This is a genomic window from Algibacter pectinivorans (assembly GCF_900112595.1).
In the GTDB taxonomy this organism is placed as follows: domain Bacteria; phylum Bacteroidota; class Bacteroidia; order Flavobacteriales; family Flavobacteriaceae; genus Algibacter_B; species Algibacter_B pectinivorans.
On record NZ_FOMI01000001.1, the window covers coordinates 155,990 to 179,006 of the forward strand.

The following is a 23,017-nucleotide window of genomic DNA, read 5'->3' on the forward strand; positions in this document are numbered from 1 at the left end:
TAAGGCCTAACAAAACAACAAAAGCATTGAGCTATCCTCCTAAACATCATCAAGATAATACTATTACCCACCTTATTGAAGTGATTAAAACCTACCCCTTAGCCACCTTAATTTCGGTTAAAGATAACGTGCCATATATTACACACTTGCCTTTAATTTACAATAAAAGCGGTAAACTTATTGGCCATATTGATAGTAACAACCCGCAAGCGGAACTTTTAAAAAACAATAACGACATTACTATTATTTTTTCTGGTCCGCAATGCTATATCTCGCCAAGTATTTATACCACCAAACAATTACCAACCTAGAATTACATTAAGGTACATTTAAAAGGCAAAGTAAAAGCTATTGAAAGCAAAGAGGCTTTAAAGCAGTCGTTAATTACAATGACCGAATTTCTTGAAGCACCAGAGCATAAATACGTTTTAGAGCCCGATAATAAAAGCATGAATGCCTATCTTAATTATATTAAAATGTTTGAAATTTCTATTGATTCTTGGGAAGGTAAATTTAAACTCTCGCAAGATAAAAAGCCTGAAGATATTGATAACGCTAAAGCGGAATTGGTAAGAGCTAATAAGGAAAGTGTTGAGGCTTTTTTGGCGAAGTGTTTTGAGGTTTGAGAACTTGTTTTTGTAAAAATTTACAACTAAATTCGTTAAACATTTAATTGAGTTAGTAATTTAACCTTACCATACAAAACAAAAAGAAAGAAAAAATGAAAATGCTATTTTATATCTTTTTAATAAGTTATTCAACAAATATATTTTCTCAAAACACCCTTTTCAATTTTTACAATGATGAAGGTGCTCAAATAACTAGAAAGGAATTTTATGAGAAAAGAGACCATTATGAAACCTATCCTATGTACTTTGAAAATGATTCAATAAAGTTTGGGGTTTTGTTCGATAGAGAAAAATATGGGGTTTTAAAAGACTCTACTTTTCAATCTTTAAAAAATTACTTAAATACCTTTTACCCATCTAAGATTAATCCTAAGGATATAATAGTTATTAATTTTCTTACCGGAATTCCAATAAATGAACTAAGTAAAAAAGACAAAAGTAGTTGGGATATTTTTCACAGGGACTATTTAAAAAAACTAAATAAAATAACTGATATTTCTCATTTTTGGATTTCTTCATTGGAAAAAGAAAAGTTAAAATATTTCCATAGTGAAAAAGTGGACTGGAAGAAGGATGAGGATAATTTTATAAAAAGGCTTTTTTTTCCTCATGAAACGACATATGGATATTATATTATTATAAACCCTAAAGGCAAATACTACTACAGTTTGGGAGAATATGGAAAAAACAATGTTTGGTCAAAAACTAGGCTCATGAAAAGTTAGTGAAACCCAAATAAGCTTTACCCAACCAACCCCTTAACAGCATCAAAATCCAATCCACCATAATTACCAGAACTCATTAACAATAACGCCTTATTATCAAAGTTTTGTTTGAATAAAAAGTCTTTAAAATCGTCTGGATTGGTATAAATAATTAAATCGTCGCGCTGAAATGCATTTGCTATTTGCTGGTGCGTTACCGCTTCGAGCTTTTTAATTTCTACGGCATGTGGCGAATAGAATACCACCGCAACATCTGCAGCATTAAGTGCGCCTTTATACTCTTTTAAAAACTCGGCATTTAAACTGCTATAAGTATGTAATTCTAAACAGGCCACAAGGGTGCGGTTATTATACTGTTCTTTTACTGCGTTTGTAGTAGCTTCTACCTTACTTGGTGAGTGCGCAAAATCTTTAAAGGCTACACTGGTTTTACTTTCTGCAATTTTTTCTAGACGTTTACTTGCGCCTTTAAATGTGGAAATGGCTTCGTAAAAATCGTCCTCGTCTATTCCCATGTGCTGGCAAATCCATTTGGCACCTGCAAGGTTGTTTAAATTGTGTTTACCAAAAACTTCTATTGGCAATTCGCCTTCGGGAGTTTCTAGAAGTGTTTGTCCGTTATTAACAGTATATTCGGGAGTTTGGTAGGCTATTTTTCTTATGGTGTTTTCGCTAGCTTCTACAACGCGTTTTACTTTTGGATCTTCTTCGTTGTAATTAATGCTTCCGCCGCTTACAATAGAATCTACAAAAATGCTAAACTGCTCTACGTAGTTTTGGTAAGTTGGAAATACATTAATATGATCCCAAGCAATACCGCTTAACAAGGCTATATTGGGTTTGTATAAATGAAATTTTGGTCGGCGGTCTATAGGCGAGCTTAAATACTCGTCGCCTTCTAGTACTATAAAATCGTTGTGTTCGGTAAGTTTTACCATAACATCGAAACCTTCTAATTGCGCGCCAACCATATAATCGACTTCTTTATCATGATAATGCATAACATGCAAAATCATTGATGTTATGGTTGTTTTACCATGACTTCCGCCAATAACAACACGGGTTTTATGTTTGGATTGCTCGTACAAAAACTCTGGGTAACTGTAAATTTTTAGTCCTAATTCTTGAGCTTTTAGCAACTCAGGATTATCGGCTTTTGCGTGCATACCTAAAACTATAGCGTCTAAATTGGCTGTTATTTTTTCTGGAAACCAACCAAATGTTTCGGGCAATAAGCCTTTGGCTTGTAACCTTGATTTAGAAGGGTCGAATATAGTGTCGTCACTTCCGGTTACTTGATATCCTTTATTATGTAAAGCAAGTGCTAAATTATGCATTGCTGCTCCGCCAATGGCTATAAAATGTACGTTCATGAAACAAATATCAAACTAGAAAAATCAATTTCCAAATTATTTATGGATTAGTTGATTGGTGTTAAAAAATTGTACCGTAAACGTGTAAAAATGTAAAGATTTTTTATTGATAAACCTAAATTAGCAGGTATGCCCGCGCTAGGGATTGCAGCGGATAGCCCACAGCCCGACAAAGGAGGGGCGAGGACTTGTAGCGAAAAGCCCGACCCTTGGGGTAGCGCCCAAATATTACAAATTTAAAATTTTCTGTTTTTCGTCCTTAAAAGGTTTAATTTTTGGCAGTTGCGCTAGAGCCATATCGATGTGTTTTAAGGCCGTTTCTTTGTTGTTTTTATGCACGTTTATTTGTGCCAAACGGTAGTGCGCCCAAGCTTTTGGAACGCCATCGGACTCTGAATAATTCTTGATATAGGTTTGTAAACATTGCTCGCCTTTTTGAAGCTCGATATTATACTCGGCAGCCACCTTACCTATTTGATAATGCAAGGCATTACGCTGGTGTTTTTGCTGCGCTTCCTCTATGGTTTTTATGGCTTTTTCGGGTTGTTTTTCCTTTTCGTAAAGCGTAGTTAACTTGTTAAAACAGGTTAGCGAACCTCCTGTTTGAATGGCCATTTTATAATATTTTTCGGCTAAATCTGGTTCGTTATCATACTCGTAAACATAGCCTTTTGCCAAGTAACCATCTACCTTCGATAGATTTTCTAGTTCTTGGGCATAGTGTAAGGATTTGCTCTTGCTGCCGCCAAAAATTCCGGGTAGCTGTATATACAGCTCGACTAAGGCCCAACGGGTTTCTATGTGGTTTTTATCTAATTCGGCCGCCGTGGTAAATGCGCTTTTTATATCGCCAATTAAACCAATGGCTTTTAGCTTATTCTGTAAGGCTTTCATACCTAAAACACCACCGTATTTGTAATGATAATTGGCTGTTTTGGGTTTAAGTTCTACCAGTTTTTTGTATTCGACTATGGCTTGATCCCACTTTTTTTGATGGCCATAGGCATCGCCCAAAAGCTCTGTGGCTTTTAAATTACCAGGGTGGGTTTTAAGGTACGCTATAAGTTGATATTCTGCTTTTTCGAACTGCTTTTCCTGGATAAAACTGGAGATTTCTTCAAGTTTACCTTGAGAGAAACACACCATAGGAAGCACTAAAAGAAACAGAAATTTTCTCATAATAATTTTAATAGAAACACAAAAATAAGCTTTCTAGTTTTTGTATGCACAGGTTTATGATAATCTTAAACTTTTATTGGATTTGTAAAACGCACCATGACTGTTTTACCTACAAAATGATTAACTTCACTCACTCAACGTATCCAATAACTCATTTAGTATGTTTTGGAACGGAATTTGAATATATATTAGAGACAAATTTATACACATGAAGCGTTCACTATTTCTATTTATGATCCTACTTTTTTCAACTTTATCTCAAGCACAATCTCCAAACTATAAGGATTTATGGGCTAAAATTGACAAGTTTGAGGCCGAAGGTTTACCACAATCTGCCTTAAAAGTTATTGACGATATTGAAAAACAAGCCACAAAAGATAATAACCACCCGCAATTAGTAAAAACGTTAATTTTTAAAAGTAAATACGCCTTAAGTTTAGAGGAGGATGCTCAATTAAGTATTATTAACGATTTTAAAAGCCAAATTGCAACTAGCAATTTTCCTGTTAAAAACATACTGGAAAACTTACTGGCTAATTTATATTGGCAGTATTTTAACCAATACAGGTGGCAGTTTTATAACCGTACAAAAACGGATAAAAAAGTGGATGCTATAGATTTTAGAACTTGGGATTTACAAACACTTTTTAACGAAATCCATTTACATTTAAAGGCGTCCCTTGCAAACGGACTTATGTTACAACAGGAAGCTCTAGAAAACTACAGTGTTTTATTGCATGAGCAGAAAGATTCTAAAATATACCGACCTACCTTGTTTGATTTTTTGAGCCATAATGCCTTAGAATTTTACAAAACTAATGAAACGCAAATTACCAAACCTGCCTACAAATTTGAAATTGATAATGTTGATTTTTTAGCCGATGCCAAAACGTTTTCTGCATTACAAATAGAGTCTAAAGATACCACATCCTTACAGCTTAACGCTTTAAAAATATACCAAGATTTAATTCGGTTTCATTTAAAAGATGAATTGCCACTAGCTTTAGCCTATGTAAATATTGAACGCTTAAAATTTGTAAAGGCACATGCTACTTTTCAAGATAGTGAAGCTCTTTTATTAAAGGCTTTTAAAATTGAAGGCGACCGTTTAAAAAATAATGAAGTGTCTGGTTTATATGATTTTGAAACCGCTTCTATTTACTATCAGCAAAGTCAAACTTACCAGCCAAAAACTAACGAGAAACAGCGTTGGAAAGCCAAAGACGCTTTAGAGATTTGTGAGCAGGTTATTTCAAAATTCCCTGAAAGTAAAGGTGCCGAAAACTGTGCTATTTTGAAATCTCAAATTGAGCAGTTTTCGTTTCAAATTACAACCGAAAACTTTTTACCAATCCAACAAAATGCCAGATTACTACTAAGTTATAAAAATTTAAACGCCATTAAGTTTAATGCGTATAAGGTTACGGAAAAACAATATAAAACCTTTTCAAACATATATAGAGAAGATGAGCAACGAGAATTTATTAAAAACTTGTATGCCAATAAAATTTGGAAGAGTAACTTAAAAAACGAAGCCGATTACCAAAGACATACTACCGAAGTTTTTATGCCTAATCTTGATGCTGGCAGATATTTAGTTGTTGGGTTTATTGAAGAGAATGAAGATGCTTTTGCTTTTGCTACTCTGCAAGTTACCAATATGGCTTATGTTGAAACTGAGGCTTTAGAGCACAAAATATTTCAAATTATTAACCGAAATAACGGAGCACCTATTACCAATACTAAAGTAGAGGTATCGTACGCTTCTAGAGTTAATAAGGTAGTTACTAAAACTTATACCACAAATAACTTAGGCGAAATTAAAATTAACAAGGATAACAGCTGGTACCGCAACGTTAATTTAAAAGTACAGCAAGGTAACGATGTTGCCTACTTTGGCGACTTTTATATTAACCAAACCTACAAACAGCCAGAAGAGAAAGTATCTTATAAATCCTTTTTATTTACAGACCGCAGTATTTACCGCCCAGGGCAAACCGTATATTTTAAAGCCATTGCCATGGAAACTTTTAATGGTAAGTCTGAAGTTTTAGCCAATGAAATGGTGTATGCCAAATTGTATAATGTAAACAACGAAGCACTTAAAACATTAACATTTAAAACCAACGAATTTGGCTCTGTTGCAGGCGAATTTATTTTACCAAGCAGCGGTTTAACTGGTGTGTACCGCATTGAGTTTAACACAGAATCTAATAAATATTTAAGAAGCAATGCTAGCTTTTCGGTTGAAGAATACAAGCGCCCGAAGTTTGAAACTAAATTTACTCCTGTAACCGAAACTTTTAAAATTAACGACGCTATTACCGTTAAAGGAACTGCCTTAGCTTATGCCGGAAGTAACATTACCGATGCCAAAGTCGTGTATCGCGTGCACCGTAAAGTGCAATACCCACGCTGGTACTTTTGGTACAGACCATACATAAACAGCGAGCCTCAAGAAATTACTCATGGCGAAACAGTAACCGATGCTAATGGTGAATTTGAAATTATTTTTAAAGCCATTCCAGACCAAAGTGTAGATAAAAATAGTCTACCTGTTTTTAATTATGAAATTACTGCCGATGTTACCGATTTAAACGGCGAAACAAGAAGCGCAACAACGGTTGTAAACGTGGGTTACCATGCTTTACTTGCTAATTTAAGCATTGATAGTTTACTGGATAAAAGCAAAAACTCTCATAACCTTACTATCGATACTAAAAACTTAAATGGTGAATTTGTTCCTGCTACAGGTACTGTAAAAATCTACAAACTACAAGCGCCAAACACGGTTTTAAGAGAGCGACCATGGAGTGCTCCAGACTACCAAGAAATTTCCAAAACTGTGTTTAAAGATCTGTTTCCACACGAGGCTTACAACAATGAGCACAACTCTAGTAATTGGAATAAAGGCGAGTTAGTTTTAGAAAAACCATTTAACACAAAAAATACTAAAACCATCGCTCTAGGTAAAATTAAAAAATGGCAATCTGGTGAATATATTATCACATTAGAAAGCAAAGATAAATTTGGACAATTGGTAAAAGACGAAGTAAAAACCACCTTGTTTAGTGCCGCCGATAAGGTTCCAGCCGATAATAAGCTATTAACCATTGCAACAGATAAAAAAGAATACAGCGTTGGAGACACCGCTAATATTACCATAGGTTCGGCTGCCGAAAATATTTTGGTTACCGTTTCTGTCGAGAAAAACAAAAACATTATTAGTACAGAAATTATACAACTAAATGCTAATAAAAAAACCATTTCTGTTCCTGTTACAAAAGCCGATTTAGGTGGTTTTGTTGTACATTACAGTTTTGCTGCTTTTAATAGTTTCCTATCGGGTTCTCAAGCTATTTCGGTGCCCTATCCAAATAGTAATTTAGCCATTGAAACCTTAACCTTTAGAGATAAGCTACAACCCGGAACCGATGAAACTTGGCAGTTTAAAGTTAAAGGACCCGATGGCGAAAAAGTAAGTTCTGAATTATTGGCAAGTATGTACGATGCATCCTTAGACCAATTTAAACCACACAACTGGAACTTTAACCCGATTCAAAACAGAATATACAGCGCGTATAGCTATCGTAGAGCATACCAAAGTTTTGGTATTGAAAATTTTAGAGTGTACAATATTAATTCAGGATATAGCTACCCACAACAACATTTTGACCAATGGAATTGGTTTGGCTTTAATTTTGGGAATAACTATGCATTAAGATATCGAAGAAGTGCTAGTATGTCTAAGAAATTAAGTGGTCAGGTTGCGGGAGTTCAAATTGTGGCTGATGAGATGGAACTAGAGGAAAGCGCACTAGAGGATTCTGTAGTAATTGGATATAGCTCCAATAAACAAGAGGTAGCAGCAGCACCAATGCAACAATTGGATGAAGACGTTAATCTAAAAGAAGAAAAAACAGATTTCGATAATATCCAAATTCGTAAAAACTTACAGGAAACAGCCTTCTTCTTTCCGCAATTAAAAACAGATGATAAAGGCCATGTAAGTTTCAGCTTTACAACACCCGAGGCTTTAACCCAATGGAAATTGCAACTTTTAGCGCATACAAAAACTTTAGAAAGCGCAACACAATCATTTAGTACAGTAACCCAAAAAGAATTGATGGTTATTCCTAATGCACCTCGTTTTTTACGCGAAGGCGATAAAATTACCATTAGTACAAAAATTGCTAATCTTACCGAAAACCAATTAACTGGACAAGCCGTGTTAATATTAACCGATGCTGTTTCTGGAAAAACTATTGATTCTAATCTTGGTAATTCAGAAAACAACAAAGTATTTACCGTTGATGCCAAAGGTAACACCCAAGTATCATGGGCGTTAAATATTCCTGAAGGTATACAGGCTGTACAATATAAAATTATTGCAAAATCGGATACTTTTAGTGATGGTGAGCAAAATGCGTTACCCGTTTTAAGCAACCGTATGTTGGTTACCGAAACATTACCAATGTGGGTTAGAAGCCATCAAACCAAAAGCTTTACATTAGATAAGTTAATGTCTAATACCTCAACATCGCTTACAAACCATAAGTTAACTCTAGAGATGACTTCCAATCCGGCATGGTATGCTGTACAGGCTTTACCCTATTTAATGGAATATCCTTATGAGTGCAACGAGCAAACATTCTCAAGATACTATGCAAATGCGTTGGCAAGCCACATTGCAAATTCAAACCCGAGAATTCAAGAAGTCTTCAACCAATGGAAAAATACAGATGCATTACTTTCTAACCTAGAAAAGAATGAAGAATTAAAATCTATTCTAATTCAAGAAACGCCTTGGTTACGCGATGCGCAAAGCGAAACAGAACAGAAAAAACGCATTGCTTTATTATTCGATTTAAACAAAATGAATAATGAATTGCAATCGGCTATCCAAAAACTAGAAAGCAATCAATTGTCTTCTGGTGCTTGGGCTTGGTTTAATGGTGGTTATGAGAATAGATACATTACACAGCATATTATTACTGGTTTTGGGCATTTAAACAAACTTAATGTTAAAACAAGTGCCCATTCAAACATGATAGAAAATGCCATTTCATATTTGGATAAAGAATTTGTAAAAGAGTATAAAGACCTTAAAAAATATAACAAAAACGTCGATTTAAGTAAAGACCATTTAAGTTACACACAATTGCACTATTTATACATGCGAAGCTTTTTTAGCGAGGTTAAAAAATCGAAAGAAGTAGAAACTATAATCGATTACTACCAAACGCAAATTGGCAAATATTGGTTAAACCGTTCGTTATATTCTAAGGGATTAATGGCCTTAGTATCGCATAGAAATAGCGATAGTAAAACGGCTTTAAAAATTTTAAAATCGCTAAAAGAAACTAGTATTACTTCAGAAGAACTGGGTATGTATTGGAAATCCAACACCAATTCATGGTATTGGTATCAAGCACCAATTGAAACTCAAGCCTTATTAATTGAAGCCTTTGGCGACATTGAAAACGATACCGAAACTATTGATAACCTAAAGATATGGTTACTAAAAAACAAGCAAACTAACCGTTGGAAAACCACAAAAGCAACTACCGAAGCCGTATACGCATTACTGCTTCAAGGAAGCGATTGGTTATCTGTTACCGATATGGTAGATGTGGTTATAGGTGGACAAGCCATAACGCCTTCAAAATTAGAAAGTGTAAAAATTGAGGCAGGAACGGGTTACTATAAAACAGCTTGGAATACTGCCGAAATAAAACCCGAAATGGGCGAAGTAAAAATCTCTAAAAAAGGTAAAGGCATTGCTTGGGGAAGTTTATACTGGCAATATTTTGAAGATTTAGATAAAATAACCACGGCTGAAACACCACTTAAACTTAGCAAAAAGTTATTCTTAAAAAGTAATACAGATACTGGTGAAGAAATTTCAGAAATTAATTCTGAAACTGATTTAAAAGTGGGCGACTTGGTTCGTGTTCGCATAGAGTTACGTAGCGATAGAAATATGGAGTTTTTACACATGAAAGATATGCGCGCTTCTGGATTAGAGCCAGTAAATGTTATCTCAAAATACAAATGGCAAGATGGTTTGGGCTACTACGAAAGCACAAAAGATGCATCAACAAACTTCTTTTTTGACTATTTACCTAAAGGTGTTTATGTTTTTGAATATGATTTACGCGTAAATAATGCTGGTAACATGAGTAATGGCATTACTACCATTCAAAGTATGTATGCACCAGAGTTTAGTAGCCATAGTGAAGGCGTTAGGATTTCAGTAAACAGTAAATAATATGATTAAACCAAAGTATTTACTTTTATCATTCATTCTCGTTTTTTTATTTGTGTCTTGCAAAAGTCATAAAAATTCGACTTATAATTCGATAGACAATACACCAAAAATTCTATTTCTAAACTATAGTATTATTGAAAGTTCAAACGGAGCTAGAACTATTCAATTTAATAATAAAAAAATAGTAAATGGAAAAATAAAACGTAATGACTTAGAGCTTCTAGAAAACGGTGTTGAAGGCGATTTGATTTTTACTGAGCTAAATTCCAAATCTAAAATCATTAATCAAATGCTAATAAAAAACCCTTTAATTAAAAACATTGAGTTTGTTAATGAGTCAAAAAAATTCCAAACTCAAGTTGTTAAACTCGATAAAACGCAGTTCTCTATAAGGTTACAACTTAAAAATGAGACTAAATTAATAACAATTAGTAACTTTGCTACAAATAACACCCTCATAAAAACCCAAATTAATTAGCATGAAATCTTTTTTAGTGGCTATACTTTTCATTTTTAATACCTACAGCTTATCCGCTCAGGTGTTTGATGTTGAGCCTATAAAAATCTCTGGAGCTGATGATAAACGTATAAACTTAGTAATTTTAAGTGAAGGGTATCAAGCTAGTGAATTAACAGATTTTATTACAGATGCAACAAACTTTTCGAATGAAATGTTTAAAGAATCGCCTTTTAAAGAATACGAAAACTATTTTAATATCTATGCCGTAAAAGTACCATCAAACGAAAGTGGTGCCGACGACCCAGAAACAAATACATTTGTAGATACATACTTTAATGCAACGCATAACGCATTTGGTAATCCTTTCCTTCTTTACTATGAAATAGATGGTAATAACGCTAATAACACCGAAGCCAAAATACTATCAGTTTTAGCTGATAATTTTCCAAATTACGACAATACATTAATTCTAGTAAATTCCTCTAAATATGGTGGTAGCGGCGGCAAATTTCCTATGGCTTACAATGGTTATTGGGCCTCTAAAATAATTATGCACGAATTAGGACATTCTTTATTTGATTTAAAAGATGAATATTACCCTGGCGATTTACTTGCCGGAGAGGCTATAAATATGACTCAAGAAACTAACTCAAATTTAGTGAAATGGAAAAACTGGATAGACACTAACAATGTTGGCGTATACCAATATACATGCGATGGTTGTGAAACAAATGAATATACAAATTGGTATAAACCGCATGAAAATTCTATTATGGAATTTATAGACAAATCTTTCAATTCTGTTTGTAAGGAAGGTATGATTGAAAAAATATATGATCTTGTTTCTCCTATTGACTCTTATACACCTACTGATACTACGGTAAACGACCCTAGTTTACCATTAAATTTTGAATTGAATTTAGTTAAACCCATCCCAAATACGCTAAATAGCACTTGGACACTCAATACTGTTAATTTTGCTAATGATGTAGACGATGTTTCAATTTCTGATACCGATTTGCAAACAGGAGAAAATATTTTAAGTGTTTCTGTAATAGATAATACAGCTATGCTAAAAATAGATAATCATGAAACCTTAAATATACATACCATTTCTTGGACTATTAATTACTCTACATTAGGTATTGATGATATTGAAACTGAAATTAATACGTATAACATATCAATGTATCCAAATCCAACTGAAAACATTTTAAATTTAGAGATTGAAAGTCATTCTGATACTAATATAAAAGTTGAAATTATTAGTATTGATGGAAAACTAGTTAAAACCGAAACACTTTCGGGTGACCAAAACAACCAAATTGATATTAGCCCTCTAAGTCAAGGCGTTTATATTGCCAACTTTTATTCTAAAAATATGCGTATTGCTAGCAAAAGGTTGACAAAAAACTAGATTACTTTTCTGGAGGATAACTATTAAGCACCTTTTCTGCAATGGCATTTAAGCGTGCTTCACGTTTTTCGGGTGTGGATTTTGGGTTAAAACTAGATTCGCTAACGGCTTGCCAAAAGAGTTGCTTTTTATTTTCGTCTACAAAATCGATAGTAATTTGTCGGTTTACATTGGCTTGACCAATTGGTAAGCCTATTGAAATGCCACCACCAACATTTCCGCCACCGCCACCTACGCCTACACCTACTGTTTGACGTTGTGGCTCTTGATATTCTTGACTTTTAATATCTATAAAAAAATCTGGAGTTTCAGAAAAACTAAAGCCTTTGGATTGCATTTTTGAATCGATAGCGTTTAACAAGCGTTTGGTATCTAGTTCGCTTAAACCGGTTTCCATATCGGCATAAAACTGATAGGTTTTATAGTTGTTAAAACTCGTTGTTTTATCGTAATCGTAATTTACACGTATTGGTGCACAAGACACCATTAAGATAGCTAGAATAGCAAAGTTTAGAAATTTCATAACAGGTTCTTTTTTTTTATAGAATCAATCAAAAATTATTCCAATGTTGAATATTATCTAAAATACTCGCGTCAGGGATTGCAGAGGAAAGCCCAAAGTCTGACGAAGGAAGTGCGAGGACTTGAAACCTTTCGACTTAACTCAAGACAAGCTCCAAGCCCGACCCTTAGGGTAACCTGACTGCCGGCAGGCAAACACCCAAATTATTTTAATCGTTCAACATTTTCCATAAAACATCTTTAAGTTCGGTAATGCCTTTTTGGGCCACAGAAGATATAAACATGTATGGAATTGGAAGTTCGTTATCGAGTTCTATTTTCATTTCTGCTTGTAATTCATCGTCTAGCATATCGCATTTTGATATGGCGATAATACGCTCTTTATCCAGCATTTCTGGATTGTAACGACGAAGCTCATCTAACAGAATATCGTATTGTTTTCTAATATCATCGGCATCAGCAGGAATCATAAACAACAATATAGAATTACGTTCTATATGGCGTAAAAAATAATGTCCTAGACCTTTACCTTCGGCTGCGCCCTCGATAATTCCAGGAATATCTGCCATAACAAAGGTTTGGAAATCGCGATATTTTACAATACCTAAATTGGGTTTTAGCGTTGTAAACTCGTAATCGGCAATTTTAGGTTTTGCAGATGTAACTACAGATAGTAAGGTTGATTTTCCTGCATTTGGAAACCCTACAAGACCAACATCGGCAAGTACTTTTAACTCCATGGTTACGTACTTTTCTTCCATGGGCATACCTGGTTGTGCGTAACGCGGTGTTTGGTTTGTAGAACTTTTAAAATGCCAGTTTCCTAGACCTCCTTTACCGCCTTGGGCTAATATAACTTCCTCGCCATCGAAAGTAATTTCGAAAAGAATATTATTAGTTTCTGTATCTCGAATTACTGTTCCTAATGGTACATCGATATAAACATCTTCGCCATCGGCTCCAAAACTACGACCACTACTACCATGCTCTCCGTGTCCTGCTCTACTATGTTTTTTAAACTTTAGGTGTAATAAAGTCCATAAATTTGATTTACCACGAACAATAACATGACCTCCACGACCACCATCGCCTCCATCTGGACCACCTTTTGTAATATATTTTTCGCGATGTAAATGTGCAGAGCCTTTACCTCCGTTTCCGGAAGACACAAACATTTTTACGTAGTCTACAAAATTCCCTTCTGTCATAGTCCTTTATTTAAATTGAAAATAAAAAATTAAAGTATGCCACAACTCGTGCTATAGCTCCAATTAATTTTAAACCTTCTGTAATGATTTAAGTTTATTTTAAAAATACAAAAACTATAACTTCTATTTTAAAAGTTATAGTTTTTAATATTAAGATTTCTGCTTTTACAGAAATTTATAATTTATTTATTACCGTACTTAAACGTTCTGTAATTTCTTCGATACCACCAATACCATCAACACCAAAATATTTATTTTGTGCTGCATAATAATCTTTTAAAATAGCGGTTTCATCGTAATACACTTTAATTCTGTTTCTAATAACAGTTTCATCGGCATCATCTTTTCTTCCGCTAGTTTTTCCTCTTTCTAGTAAACGTTTTACTAAAACTTCATCATCAACCTCTAAGGCTATCATAGCATTAATTTGAGAATCTTTGCTATCCATTAACTTATCTAAAGCTTCTGCTTGAGCGTTAGTGCGCGGAAAACCATCAAAAATAAAACCTTTTGCATCGGCATTTTTTTCTACCTCTGCATTTAACATATCTATGGTAACTTGATCTGGCACCAACTGTCCTTTCTCAATAAAAGATTTGGCCAGCATACCCAAAGCAGTATCATTTTTCATGTTGTATCTAAATACATCACCTGTAGAAATATGCACTAAATTATATTTCTCTTTTAAAAATTCTGCTTGTGTTCCTTTACCTGCTCCTGGAGGGCCAAATAATACTAAGTTAGTCATGTGTTGAGTTTGTTTAATTTGATAGACTTCTGGTAAATCTCTTCCTAAACCATCATAATCTAAGCCGTAGCCTACAATAAATTTATTAGGAATTTCAATACCTATATAATGTAATTTAAAATCTTTTTTATACGCTTCGGGCTTGTAAAATAGGGTTGCTATTTTTAACGCCTTTACGTTTTCGTTTTTAAAAATTCTGTGAATTTCAGCCAGTGTTTTTCCCGTATCTATAATATCTTCCAAAATAATTACGGTTCGCCCTGTTAAATCTTGTGTTAAACCAATTAGCCTTTGTATGTCCTCGCTAGATTTAACGCCCTCATAAGAGGCTAATTTGATAAATGTAACTTCGCAAGGTTTAGGATACTTTTTAACAAAGTCGCTAACTACCATAAACGAGCCATTTAAAACACCAATAAACATTGGTATTTCGTCGCCTACATCTTCAGCAATTTCAATAGCCATACGTTCTAAAGCAGCATCTATCTCTTTGGCAGAAACAAAGGGTTTAAAATATTTATCGTGTAGCTTTATCAAGGGAAATAATTTTTAAAGTCGCAAAGATAATCAATATACTTAATACATCTAGTTTTTAAGCAAAATTGACCCATAAAAAGAATAAAATAGGTGTATTCCTCCTAAATTTAGCAATCCTATTTTTTTGATTTATGATTTCTCGACTAATTTAAGATTTAAGTGTATTTTTGCGTAACTTTAATAGCGTATTAGCAGTAAAAATCATGACAAATTATTTTTCTTCAAATTTTAAACTTGGTATTCTTGGTGGTGGTCAATTAGGTAAAATGCTACTTTACAACACTAGAAAGTTTGACATTTTCACGGCCGTTCTAGATTCTAGCAACGAAGCGCCTTCTAAGATGGCCTGTAACGAATTTCAGCTGGGAGATTTAATGGATTATGATGCTGTTTATAATTTTGGTAAACAAGTAGATATTTTAACTATCGAAATTGAAAACGTAAATGTTGACGCCCTTGAAACTCTAGAGAAAGAGGGTGTAAAAGTGTATCCAGCATCAAAAACATTACGTCAAATTCAAAATAAGGCGAAACAAAAATTATTTTATCGCGATCAAAACATTCCAACATCGGATTTCACAAGGTTTGCTTACCTATCGGAAATAGAAGATGCTATTATAAATGGCGGTTTACACTTTCCTTTTGTTTGGAAGGCTGCTCAATTTGGTTACGATGGTAATGGTGTAAAAGTGGTTAGAACATTAGAAGACCTTAAAAGGTTACCAAAAGGCGAATGTATTGCCGAAGAACTAATCCCTTTTAAAAATGAATTAGCCGTTATTGTCGCAAGAAGTGCATCGGGCGAAATAAAAACCTACCCGGTTGTTGAAATGGAATTTCATCCAGAAGCCAATCAAGTTGAGTATGTAATTTGTCCGGCTAGAATTCCTGATAGTGTAGCTAAAAAAGCTGAAGAAGTAGCCTTAAAAACATCAAAAGCATTTAATCATGTTGGCTTATTAGCCGTTGAAATGTTTCAAACAGAAAACGACGATATTTTAGTTAATGAAGTAGCACCCAGACCTCATAATTCTGGGCACCAAACTATAGAAGCAAGTTATACGTCGCAGTTTGAACAGCATATTAGAGCTATTTTAGATTTACCTTTAGGAAGAACCGATAGTAAAGTTGGCGGAGTTATGGTAAACCTAGTTGGCGCAGAAGGTTATACAGGTAACGTGGTTTATCAAAACATTGAAAACATCATGAAGCTAGATGGTGTAACCCCACATATTTACGGTAAAAAAGAAACACGACCATTTAGAAAAATGGGACATGTAACTATTGTAAATGAAGATTTAAATGAGGCAAGACGGGTTGCAGAATTAGTAAAGAAAAGTATAAAAGTTATAAGCGAATAAACATCAATAAAAACAAAATCCTGATTAGTGAACTTTAGGTTTTTGAAATTTAAAAAATTGTAATTTATATGAAAGTAGGAGTTATTATGGGAAGTAAAAGTGATCTTCCTGTTATGCAAGAAGCCATAGACATCTTAAATGGTTTTGATATTGAAGTTGAAGTAGATATCGTTTCGGCACACCGTACACCCGAAAAACTATTCGATTACGGTAAACATGCACACACGAGAGGTTTTGCTGTTGTAATTGCTGGTGCTGGTGGTGCTGCGCACTTGCCTGGTATGATTGCTTCTTTATCACCATTACCTGTAATAGGTGTGCCTGTAAAAAGCAGCAATTCTATAGATGGTTGGGACTCTGTACTTTCTATTTTACAAATGCCAGGTGGTGTGCCTGTAGCTACAGTAGCTTTAAACGGCGCGAAAAATGCCGGAATTCTGGCAGCTCAAATTATTGGAAGTAGCGACAAATGTGTGCTAGATAAAATAATTGCTTACAAGGAAGGGCTAAAAATTAAAGTAAACGAATCTGCTAAAGATTTACAATAAAAAAAAGCCCTGAAGTTATTCAGGGCTTTTCAGCTATTAACAAATAATTCTCATGAGTTAGTCACTCTTCGTATTATTGGCTGCAAAAATATACAATATTTACTATGCGTACATAGTAAATATTATTTTTAACACATTCATTAAAGAAATGATAAAAAAAACTCTACTTACACCGTTTAAAACTAAATATAATACGCCTCCTTTCAGAATAATTGAAACTTCTGATTACCTACCAACAATAAAAGAGGCTATAAAAATGGCTAAAAATGAAATTGATGCCATTGTAAACAATCCTGAAAGTCCAACCTTCGAGAACACTATTGTAGCCTTAGATTTTTCTGGTGAGCAGTTGGATAGAATTTCTAGTATTTTCTTTAATTTAAATTCGGCCGAAACAAATGAAGACATTCAAAAAATAGCTCAAGAAGTATCGCCTTTACTATCAGAATTCAGTAACGACATTACTTTAAATGAAGATTTATTTAAGCGTGTTAAGGCGGTTTATGATGCTAAATCAGAGTTAGAATTAACGGTTGAGCAAACCACACTTCTAGATAAAAAATATAAAGGTTTCTCTAGAAACGGAGCCAACTTACCAGAAGACAAAAAAGATAAACTTAGGGACATTGATAAAAAACTAAGTCAGTTAAGTTTAAAATTTGGCGAAAATGTTTTAGCTGAAACCAACAAGTTTGAAATGCTTATTACAAACGAAGCCGATTTATCTGGACTACCAGAAGGCACTATAGAAGCTGCAAAACAGTTAGCAGAATCTAAAGATAAAGAAGGTTGGCTATTTACTTTAGACTATCCGAGTTACATACCATTTGTAACCTACGCAGATAATAGAGAACTAAGAAAAAAAATAACCTTAGCAGCAGGTAGTAAAGCGTTTAAAAACGATGCATTAGATAATCAAGATAACGTATTACAAATTACAAAACTTAGGCACGAGCGTGCTAATTTATTGGGTTACAAAACCTACGCACACTTTGTTTTAGAAGAGCGTATGGCCCAAACGCCTGAAACAGTTCTTAATTTTTCGAATGAATTGCTTGAAAAAGCAAAACCAGCAGCAGATCGAGAATTTAAAAACCTTGAAAATTTTGCTAAAGAACTCGATAATATTGATTGCTTAGAAAAATGGGATGGCTCATATTATTCCGAAAAGCTAAAGCAGAAACTTTACAGTTTAGATGACGAAAAACTTAAACCGTACTTTAAATTAGAAAACGTTATTAATGGTGCGTTTACAATAGCTAATAAATTATTCGATTTAAAATTTGAAGAAATTGATACTATAGATAAATACCATGACGATGTTTTAACATATAAAGTTACAGACACTAATGGCAACTTTATTTCTGTTTTTTATGCCGATTTCTTCCCTAGACCAGGAAAACGAAATGGCGCGTGGATGACCTCATACAAACCACAATACATCTTAAATGGTGAAAACAGCAGACCGCACGTTTCTATTGTTTGCAACTTTACAAAACCAACTAAAAGCAAACCTTCATTATTAACTTTTAATGAGGTTACAACTTTGTTTCACGAATTCGGACATGCATTACATGGCATGTTGGCTAACACCACCTACCCTAGTCTTTCTGGTACAAGTGTATTTTGGGATTTTGTAGAGTTACCAAGCCAGGTTATGGAAAATTGGTGTTTCGAGAAAGAAGCCCTAGAGCTTTTTGCTACGCATTACGAAACCGGAGAAGTTATCCCAATGGAATTGGTAGAAAAAATAAAAGAATCGGCTACGTTTCATGAAGGTATGCAAACCTTGCGTCAATTAAGTTTTGGTTTATTAGATATGAGTTGGCATGGTCAAGACCCAACCCAAATTACAGATGTAAAAGCTTTTGAGACCGAAGTATTCAAAAACACATCGTTATATCCTACAACTAAAGAAACCTGTATGAGTACTGCATTTTCTCATATTTTTCAAGGTGGATATTCCTCGGGCTATTACAGCTACAAATGGGCGGAAGTTTTAGATGCTGATGCTTTTGAGTATTTTAAGGAAGAAGGCATTTTCAATAAAACAGTTGCTACAAAATTTAAAGACAACGTATTAAGCCAAGGCGGAACCGAAAACCCAATGACGCTTTACAAACGTTTTAGAGGCCAAGAGCCAAAACCTGAAGCGTTATTAAGACGCGCAGGATTAATATAAATTATTACAAAGAAAAGCTGAATCTTAATGATCAGCTTTCTTTTTAGAATAAACTTTCAATAATTACTGAAAGTTTAAAAAGTTTTACTATATTTGGACATGGAATATCAAGAAGCAAAAGAAAAATTTATTAGCACATGGGGAAGTTTAGGCACACTATGGGGCATAAACAAGGCTATGGCTCAAATTCAATCGTTGCTTTTTATTTCTACAAAAGCGCTATCCATGGAAGAAATCATGGAAGAGTTAAAAATTTCTAGAGGAAACACAAGCATGAATTTACGCCAATTAATGGATTGGGGTATTGTAACTAAAGCGTTAATTCCTGGTGAGCGCAAAGAGTATTTTACCACAGAAAAAGATGTTCAAGAACTTGCAAGACATATTGCAAAAGAACGTAGCAGACGAGAAATTAAACCGGTAATTAAAATTTTAAAAGATGTATCGTCCATAAAAGATGATGGCACCGAAAAAACCAAGGAACTTATTAAGCAAACAAAAGCTTTACACGATTTGGCCGAAACAGCAGATGCTATGATGAACAAAATTGTTAATCAAGAACAAACTTGGATTACTAAATCTTTAATGAAATTGATAAAATAAAAAAATTTAAAACAAACTTTCAGTAATTATTGAAAGTTCAATAATAATAAAATTTTAAGAAATTATGAGAAATTTACATTATACAAATTGTTTCTTTTATAGCTTAACCCTAATACCATACATAACTATATACTATTTTATATACGGCATGTACGCCCAATTAATACTTGGTGTTACACAAATAATAATGGCTTTAGTTTTATTATTTTTTGGTAAAAAACTAAATAGAGAAATTAAAAAACACCTAAAAAATTATTGGATACTAACCCTAGGAATCTTACTACTAATATTTCTTTTTACTCAAGCAAATTCAAACACCAATGAAATTATACTAGTTCTATTTGTTTTTATTCTCCCAATGGGTATTGCAAGCTACTTTTTATACATAACCCACTTAATACGTAAACAATGAGAACTATAATAATTGCCGGAGGAAGCGGATTTCTTGGTCAGGTTCTAGAAAACTATTTTACCAAAAAGAATTATTTGGTAAAAACATTAACAAGAAACCCTAAAAAAGAAAATGATATTTTTTGGACAGCTAAACATTTGGATGCATGGACTAAGCACCTTGAGAGCGCAGAAATTTTAATTAACCTTACAGGAAAATCTGTGGATTGTAGATACACCAATAAAAACAAAAAATTAATTCTAGACTCTAGAATTAAGACTACCAAGCTTCTTGATTTGGCCATTAGAGCATGCAAAAACCCTCCAAAAATTTGGATAAATTCTTCAACCGCTACAATTTACAAAGATTCTTATACTAAAGAAATGACCGAAGCATACGGCGAAATTGGAGACGACTTTTCGATGAATGTTGCCAAATCTTGGGAAGCAGCGTTTAACCAAATTAACACACCTAAAACCAGAAAAATAACATTACGCACATCGATTGTTTTAGGTAAAAACGGAGGTGCTTTAATACCACTTAAAAGGTTAACAATCCTTGGCCTAGGAGGAAAACAAGGCTCTGGAAAACAGAGAGTAAGTTGGATACATGAGTTGGATTTTTGTAGAGCCATAAACTTTTTAATTAAGCATAAAAATCTTGATGGTATTTTTAATTTATGTGTACCAAAACCAACGAATAACAAAACATTAATGAAATCGCTTAGACGTATATTAAAAATCCCGTTTGGAATTCGTCACCCCATCCCTGTACTTAAACTTGGCGCAAAACTTATTGGCACTGAAACTGAATTGGTATTGAAAAGTAGAAATGTTATTCCTGAACGTCTTTTAAATAATAATTTTAAATTTAGCTTTACACGTATTGAACATGCATTATCCCATTTGGCTACCTAATTAGGAAACCTTAAAAAAGGAGAATGCAGTTGGATAATTAACTACTTCCAACGGCAAACTTACCCGCGCCATGGATAGTAGCGGATAACCCACAACCCGACGAAGGAGGTGAGAGCACTTGTAGCGTATAGCTTGCTTCCTTTCTTTTGGCGGGGGCAGGGGTAGCACCATAATTATAGGCACTATAATCGCTTATTTATTAAGATCTAGTATTAAATTCCATTTTTTTAGCTATTTTTGATATCTTATAAGAAATACAAAATAAAATGTCCCACCATCAAATTGACCCTAATAAATGGATTGATCTGTACTCAGATTACCTGTTTAACTATACAATTACACGGGTAAGCGATCGAGAAAAGGCTCAAGACTTGGTACAAGACACCTTTTTGGCCGGTTTAAAATCTATGAAAAACTTTAAAGGCGAAGCGAGCGAACGCACGTGGTTGGTTTCTATATTAAAGCGAAAAATTATAGATCATTACCGAAAAATTAACTCTAACAAAGGAAAAGCTGAAGTAAGAATTAATTACAATGACGCTGAAAGCGAAGGAGATTGGCTAGAAGAACGAGTGGCAGACCCCTTTGATAAAACGGCCGAAGATCATTTACAAAATAATGAATTGGGTGATGCCATACACAAATGTCTAGGGAAATTACCTAAAAAACAATCTGAAATTTTTAAAATGAAAACCATACTTGGATACGAAACAGAAGTTATTTGTAATGAATTAAATATTACTGCGTCTAACTTATGGGTTATCATCCACAGAGCTAGAACAGCTATGGCAGATTGCCTTAAAGATAATTGGTTTTAATTATGAGTAAAATAAAATTTATAATTCCTTGCGAAGAAGCAAATCATGTTTGTGATAAATCACAATACAAAAATGCCAGCATAAGAGAAAAAATAGCGCTTAATTTGCATTTAATTTTTTGTAGAGCCTGTAGAAAATATTCATCTAACAACTCAAAACTTACAAAAACTATTAAAAAAGCTGAAGTTGAGTGCTTAGATCAAAAAAGCAAAGAAGCTATGAGAGAAGACTTCAACCAAGCCCTAAAAGAAATTTCTAGTTAGTATTAGGATTAAAACTACCCATAATATGGGTAGTCCCTCTACACAAAAAGAACTATAATATTTCTTTTGGTTGGTTTTACTTAAAAGTACTAAAACTCCTGTAATAACGGCAACGATAGCGCGCGTAATAATAATTCGGCTATCAATTGAATTTTTAAAAAAATCTAACACCAAAAAAACAACTAAAAGTAAAACACCAAGGCATTTAGTTTTATTAACACCTAATTTTTGAGGTATTGTAGAGAGACTTGGTGCATCATACTTTAAATCTCTTAACTCAAAAGGAATCATGAGTACTAATACGTACAAAAACCTCTGTATAGTTAAAAAAATAATGTCTCTACCTATAAGATAACCTACATTTATTAGGGGCACCAAAACAGTTACTCCTGCCCAAACAAAAGCTATTAAGTATACTTTTATACCTCTTACGCTTCTTAAATTACTTTTTTGCGATGAAAAAACAGGAATCGCGTAAAACACAGTAAGTACAGCTAAACAAAAAAGAAAACCAAAAGTCCTAACCTCTAGCTTAATTGCATAAAAACACGTCAATAAAAAAGAAATAAAAGACAACATCTGTATCCATCTAAGCCAGTTAGATAACCGTTTATAATAAAGTTTTGAAACCCCAAAGTACTTTACAAAATTATAGCCCGAAATAGCAGAAAAAAATACAAAACACAAAACATCATTATTACTGGAAACCCCTGTAGTAAAAAACGTAATAAAAGTTAGAGAGACTACCGATATAGCCACATGAATACTACTACTAATATAAAAATTAAAAAGATTTTTTAATACCTGCATACAGCAAATTTAACTAAAGTGTTGATAACGTTTAGTAATAGTTAAAAACTTTCCA

General features: G+C 33.8%; 17 protein-coding genes and 1 pseudogene. 12 read left to right on the forward strand and 6 right to left on the reverse strand.

Translation table 11 applies throughout. The features are described 5' to 3' along the window. The first annotated feature begins 26 nt into the window (after positions 1–26). Positions 27–626, forward strand: a pseudogene (locus tag BMY96_RS00730) (FMN-binding negative transcriptional regulator). A gap of 95 nt (positions 627–721) precedes the next feature. After that, on the forward strand, positions 722–1,354 hold the full coding sequence (locus BMY96_RS00735; protein ID WP_092847807.1) for a hypothetical protein: 633 nt from the start codon (positions 722–724) through the stop codon (positions 1,352–1,354). A gap of 17 nt (positions 1,355–1,371) precedes the next feature. Here BMY96_RS00735 and BMY96_RS00740 read toward each other — a convergent pair whose 3' ends face one another. Together BMY96_RS00740 and BMY96_RS00745 are read right to left on the reverse strand one after the other, a co-directional pair. Beyond that, positions 1,372–2,727, reverse strand: coding sequence for a UDP-N-acetylmuramate--L-alanine ligase (locus BMY96_RS00740; protein WP_092847810.1), 1,356 nt, complete (start codon positions 2,725–2,727; stop codon positions 1,372–1,374). A 228-nt stretch (positions 2,728–2,955) separates the two neighbouring features. Further along, positions 2,956–3,906, reverse strand: coding sequence for a tetratricopeptide repeat protein (locus tag BMY96_RS00745; RefSeq protein WP_092847813.1), 951 nt, complete (start codon positions 3,904–3,906; stop codon positions 2,956–2,958). 208 nt (positions 3,907–4,114) lie between these two features. On the opposite strand from BMY96_RS00745, the gene BMY96_RS00750 reads away from it, so the two are divergent. From BMY96_RS00750 to BMY96_RS00760, 3 genes are read left to right on the forward strand one after another with little or no spacing between them, the layout of a single operon-like run. Continuing rightward, positions 4,115–10,177: an alpha-2-macroglobulin family protein gene (locus BMY96_RS00750; protein WP_092847816.1), complete on the forward strand. Its 6,063-nt coding sequence runs from the start codon at positions 4,115–4,117 to the stop codon at positions 10,175–10,177. Between the two features lies 1 nt (position 10,178). Then, complete coding sequence (locus BMY96_RS00755) at positions 10,179–10,655, forward strand: hypothetical protein (protein WP_092847819.1); 477 nt, start codon at positions 10,179–10,181, stop codon at positions 10,653–10,655. A 1-nt stretch (position 10,656) separates the two neighbouring features. Then, positions 10,657–12,054, forward strand: coding sequence for a T9SS type A sorting domain-containing protein (locus tag BMY96_RS00760; protein WP_092847822.1), 1,398 nt, complete (start codon positions 10,657–10,659; stop codon positions 12,052–12,054). A 1-nt stretch (position 12,055) separates the two neighbouring features. On the opposite strand, the gene BMY96_RS00765 is transcribed toward BMY96_RS00760, so the two are convergent. The 3 genes from BMY96_RS00765 to BMY96_RS00775 all read right to left on the reverse strand — a co-directional run bounded on the left by BMY96_RS00765 (position 12,056) and on the right by BMY96_RS00775 (position 15,069). Beyond that, positions 12,056–12,577, reverse strand: coding sequence for a DUF4136 domain-containing protein (locus BMY96_RS00765; RefSeq protein WP_092847825.1), 522 nt, complete (start codon positions 12,575–12,577; stop codon positions 12,056–12,058). Between the two features lie 208 nt (positions 12,578–12,785). Further along, positions 12,786–13,784, reverse strand: coding sequence for a GTPase ObgE (obgE, locus tag BMY96_RS00770; protein ID WP_092847828.1), 999 nt, complete (start codon positions 13,782–13,784; stop codon positions 12,786–12,788). 175 nt (positions 13,785–13,959) lie between these two features. Further along, the gene (locus tag BMY96_RS00775; protein WP_092847831.1) at positions 13,960–15,069 is read right to left on the reverse strand and encodes an adenylate kinase; all 1,110 of its coding nucleotides are present in this window, start codon (positions 15,067–15,069) and stop codon (positions 13,960–13,962) included. 203 nt (positions 15,070–15,272) lie between these two features. Between BMY96_RS00775 and BMY96_RS00780 the strand changes: the two genes are divergently transcribed. The 7 genes from BMY96_RS00780 (at position 15,273) to BMY96_RS00815 (ending at position 22,152) form a co-directional block, all read left to right on the forward strand. Beyond that, on the forward strand, positions 15,273–16,430 hold the full coding sequence (locus tag BMY96_RS00780; RefSeq protein ID WP_092847834.1) for a 5-(carboxyamino)imidazole ribonucleotide synthase: 1,158 nt from the start codon (positions 15,273–15,275) through the stop codon (positions 16,428–16,430). A 68-nt stretch (positions 16,431–16,498) separates the two neighbouring features. After that, positions 16,499–16,978 carry a 5-(carboxyamino)imidazole ribonucleotide mutase gene (gene purE / locus BMY96_RS00785; RefSeq protein ID WP_092847836.1) on the forward strand — a complete coding sequence of 160 codons (480 nt, stop codon included), beginning with the start codon at positions 16,499–16,501 and terminating at the stop codon, positions 16,976–16,978. Positions 16,979–17,126: 148 nt separating this feature from the next. Next, the gene (locus tag BMY96_RS00790) at positions 17,127–19,160 is read left to right on the forward strand and encodes a M3 family metallopeptidase (protein ID WP_092847838.1); all 2,034 of its coding nucleotides are present in this window, start codon (positions 17,127–17,129) and stop codon (positions 19,158–19,160) included. Between the two features lie 99 nt (positions 19,161–19,259). Continuing rightward, complete coding sequence (locus BMY96_RS00795) at positions 19,260–19,763, forward strand: GbsR/MarR family transcriptional regulator (protein WP_092847841.1); 504 nt, start codon at positions 19,260–19,262, stop codon at positions 19,761–19,763. A 408-nt stretch (positions 19,764–20,171) separates the two neighbouring features. Beyond that, positions 20,172–21,071 (forward strand): TIGR01777 family oxidoreductase, encoded by a 900-nt coding sequence (locus tag BMY96_RS00805; RefSeq protein WP_092847845.1) that lies wholly within the window; start codon positions 20,172–20,174, stop codon positions 21,069–21,071. 266 nt (positions 21,072–21,337) lie between these two features. Beyond that, positions 21,338–21,889: a sigma-70 family RNA polymerase sigma factor gene (locus tag BMY96_RS00810; RefSeq protein WP_092847847.1), complete on the forward strand. Its 552-nt coding sequence runs from the start codon at positions 21,338–21,340 to the stop codon at positions 21,887–21,889. 2 nt (positions 21,890–21,891) lie between these two features. Next, positions 21,892–22,152 (forward strand): hypothetical protein, encoded by a 261-nt coding sequence (locus BMY96_RS00815; RefSeq protein ID WP_092847850.1) that lies wholly within the window; start codon positions 21,892–21,894, stop codon positions 22,150–22,152. On the opposite strand, the gene BMY96_RS00820 is transcribed toward BMY96_RS00815, so the two are convergent. After that, positions 22,132–22,962, reverse strand: coding sequence for a UbiA prenyltransferase family protein (locus tag BMY96_RS00820; protein ID WP_245750511.1), 831 nt, complete (start codon positions 22,960–22,962; stop codon positions 22,132–22,134). The genes BMY96_RS00815 and BMY96_RS00820 overlap by 21 nt on opposite strands. Positions 22,963–23,017: the final 55 nt, after the last annotated feature.

Excerpts from the sequence above, each read along its gene's own strand:
- BMY96_RS00795 (WP_092847841.1), top strand. The coding sequence starts at position 19,260 with ATGGAATATCAAGAAGCAAAAGAAAAATTTATTAGCACATGGGGAAGT.
- BMY96_RS00780 (WP_092847834.1), top strand. The coding sequence starts at position 15,273 with ATGACAAATTATTTTTCTTCAAATTTTAAACTTGGTATTCTTGGTGGT.
- BMY96_RS00745 (WP_092847813.1), bottom strand. The coding sequence starts at position 3,906 with ATGAGAAAATTTCTGTTTCTTTTAGTGCTTCCTATGGTGTGTTTCTCT.
- BMY96_RS00765 (WP_092847825.1), bottom strand. The coding sequence starts at position 12,577 with ATGAAATTTCTAAACTTTGCTATTCTAGCTATCTTAATGGTGTCTTGT.
- BMY96_RS00810 (WP_092847847.1), top strand. The coding sequence starts at position 21,338 with ATGTCCCACCATCAAATTGACCCTAATAAATGGATTGATCTGTACTCA.
- purE (WP_092847836.1), top strand. The coding sequence starts at position 16,499 with ATGAAAGTAGGAGTTATTATGGGAAGTAAAAGTGATCTTCCTGTTATG.
- BMY96_RS00790 (WP_092847838.1), top strand. The coding sequence starts at position 17,127 with ATGATAAAAAAAACTCTACTTACACCGTTTAAAACTAAATATAATACG.
- BMY96_RS00750 (WP_092847816.1), top strand. The coding sequence starts at position 4,115 with ATGAAGCGTTCACTATTTCTATTTATGATCCTACTTTTTTCAACTTTA.
- BMY96_RS00760 (WP_092847822.1), top strand. The coding sequence starts at position 10,657 with ATGAAATCTTTTTTAGTGGCTATACTTTTCATTTTTAATACCTACAGC.
- obgE (WP_092847828.1), bottom strand. The coding sequence starts at position 13,784 with ATGACAGAAGGGAATTTTGTAGACTACGTAAAAATGTTTGTGTCTTCC.
- BMY96_RS00740 (WP_092847810.1), bottom strand. The coding sequence starts at position 2,727 with ATGAACGTACATTTTATAGCCATTGGCGGAGCAGCAATGCATAATTTA.
- BMY96_RS00735 (WP_092847807.1), top strand. The coding sequence starts at position 722 with ATGAAAATGCTATTTTATATCTTTTTAATAAGTTATTCAACAAATATA.
- BMY96_RS00755 (WP_092847819.1), top strand. The coding sequence starts at position 10,179 with ATGATTAAACCAAAGTATTTACTTTTATCATTCATTCTCGTTTTTTTA.
- BMY96_RS00815 (WP_092847850.1), top strand. The coding sequence starts at position 21,892 with ATGAGTAAAATAAAATTTATAATTCCTTGCGAAGAAGCAAATCATGTT.
- BMY96_RS00820 (WP_245750511.1), bottom strand. The coding sequence starts at position 22,962 with ATGCAGGTATTAAAAAATCTTTTTAATTTTTATATTAGTAGTAGTATT.
- BMY96_RS00805 (WP_092847845.1), top strand. The coding sequence starts at position 20,172 with ATGAGAACTATAATAATTGCCGGAGGAAGCGGATTTCTTGGTCAGGTT.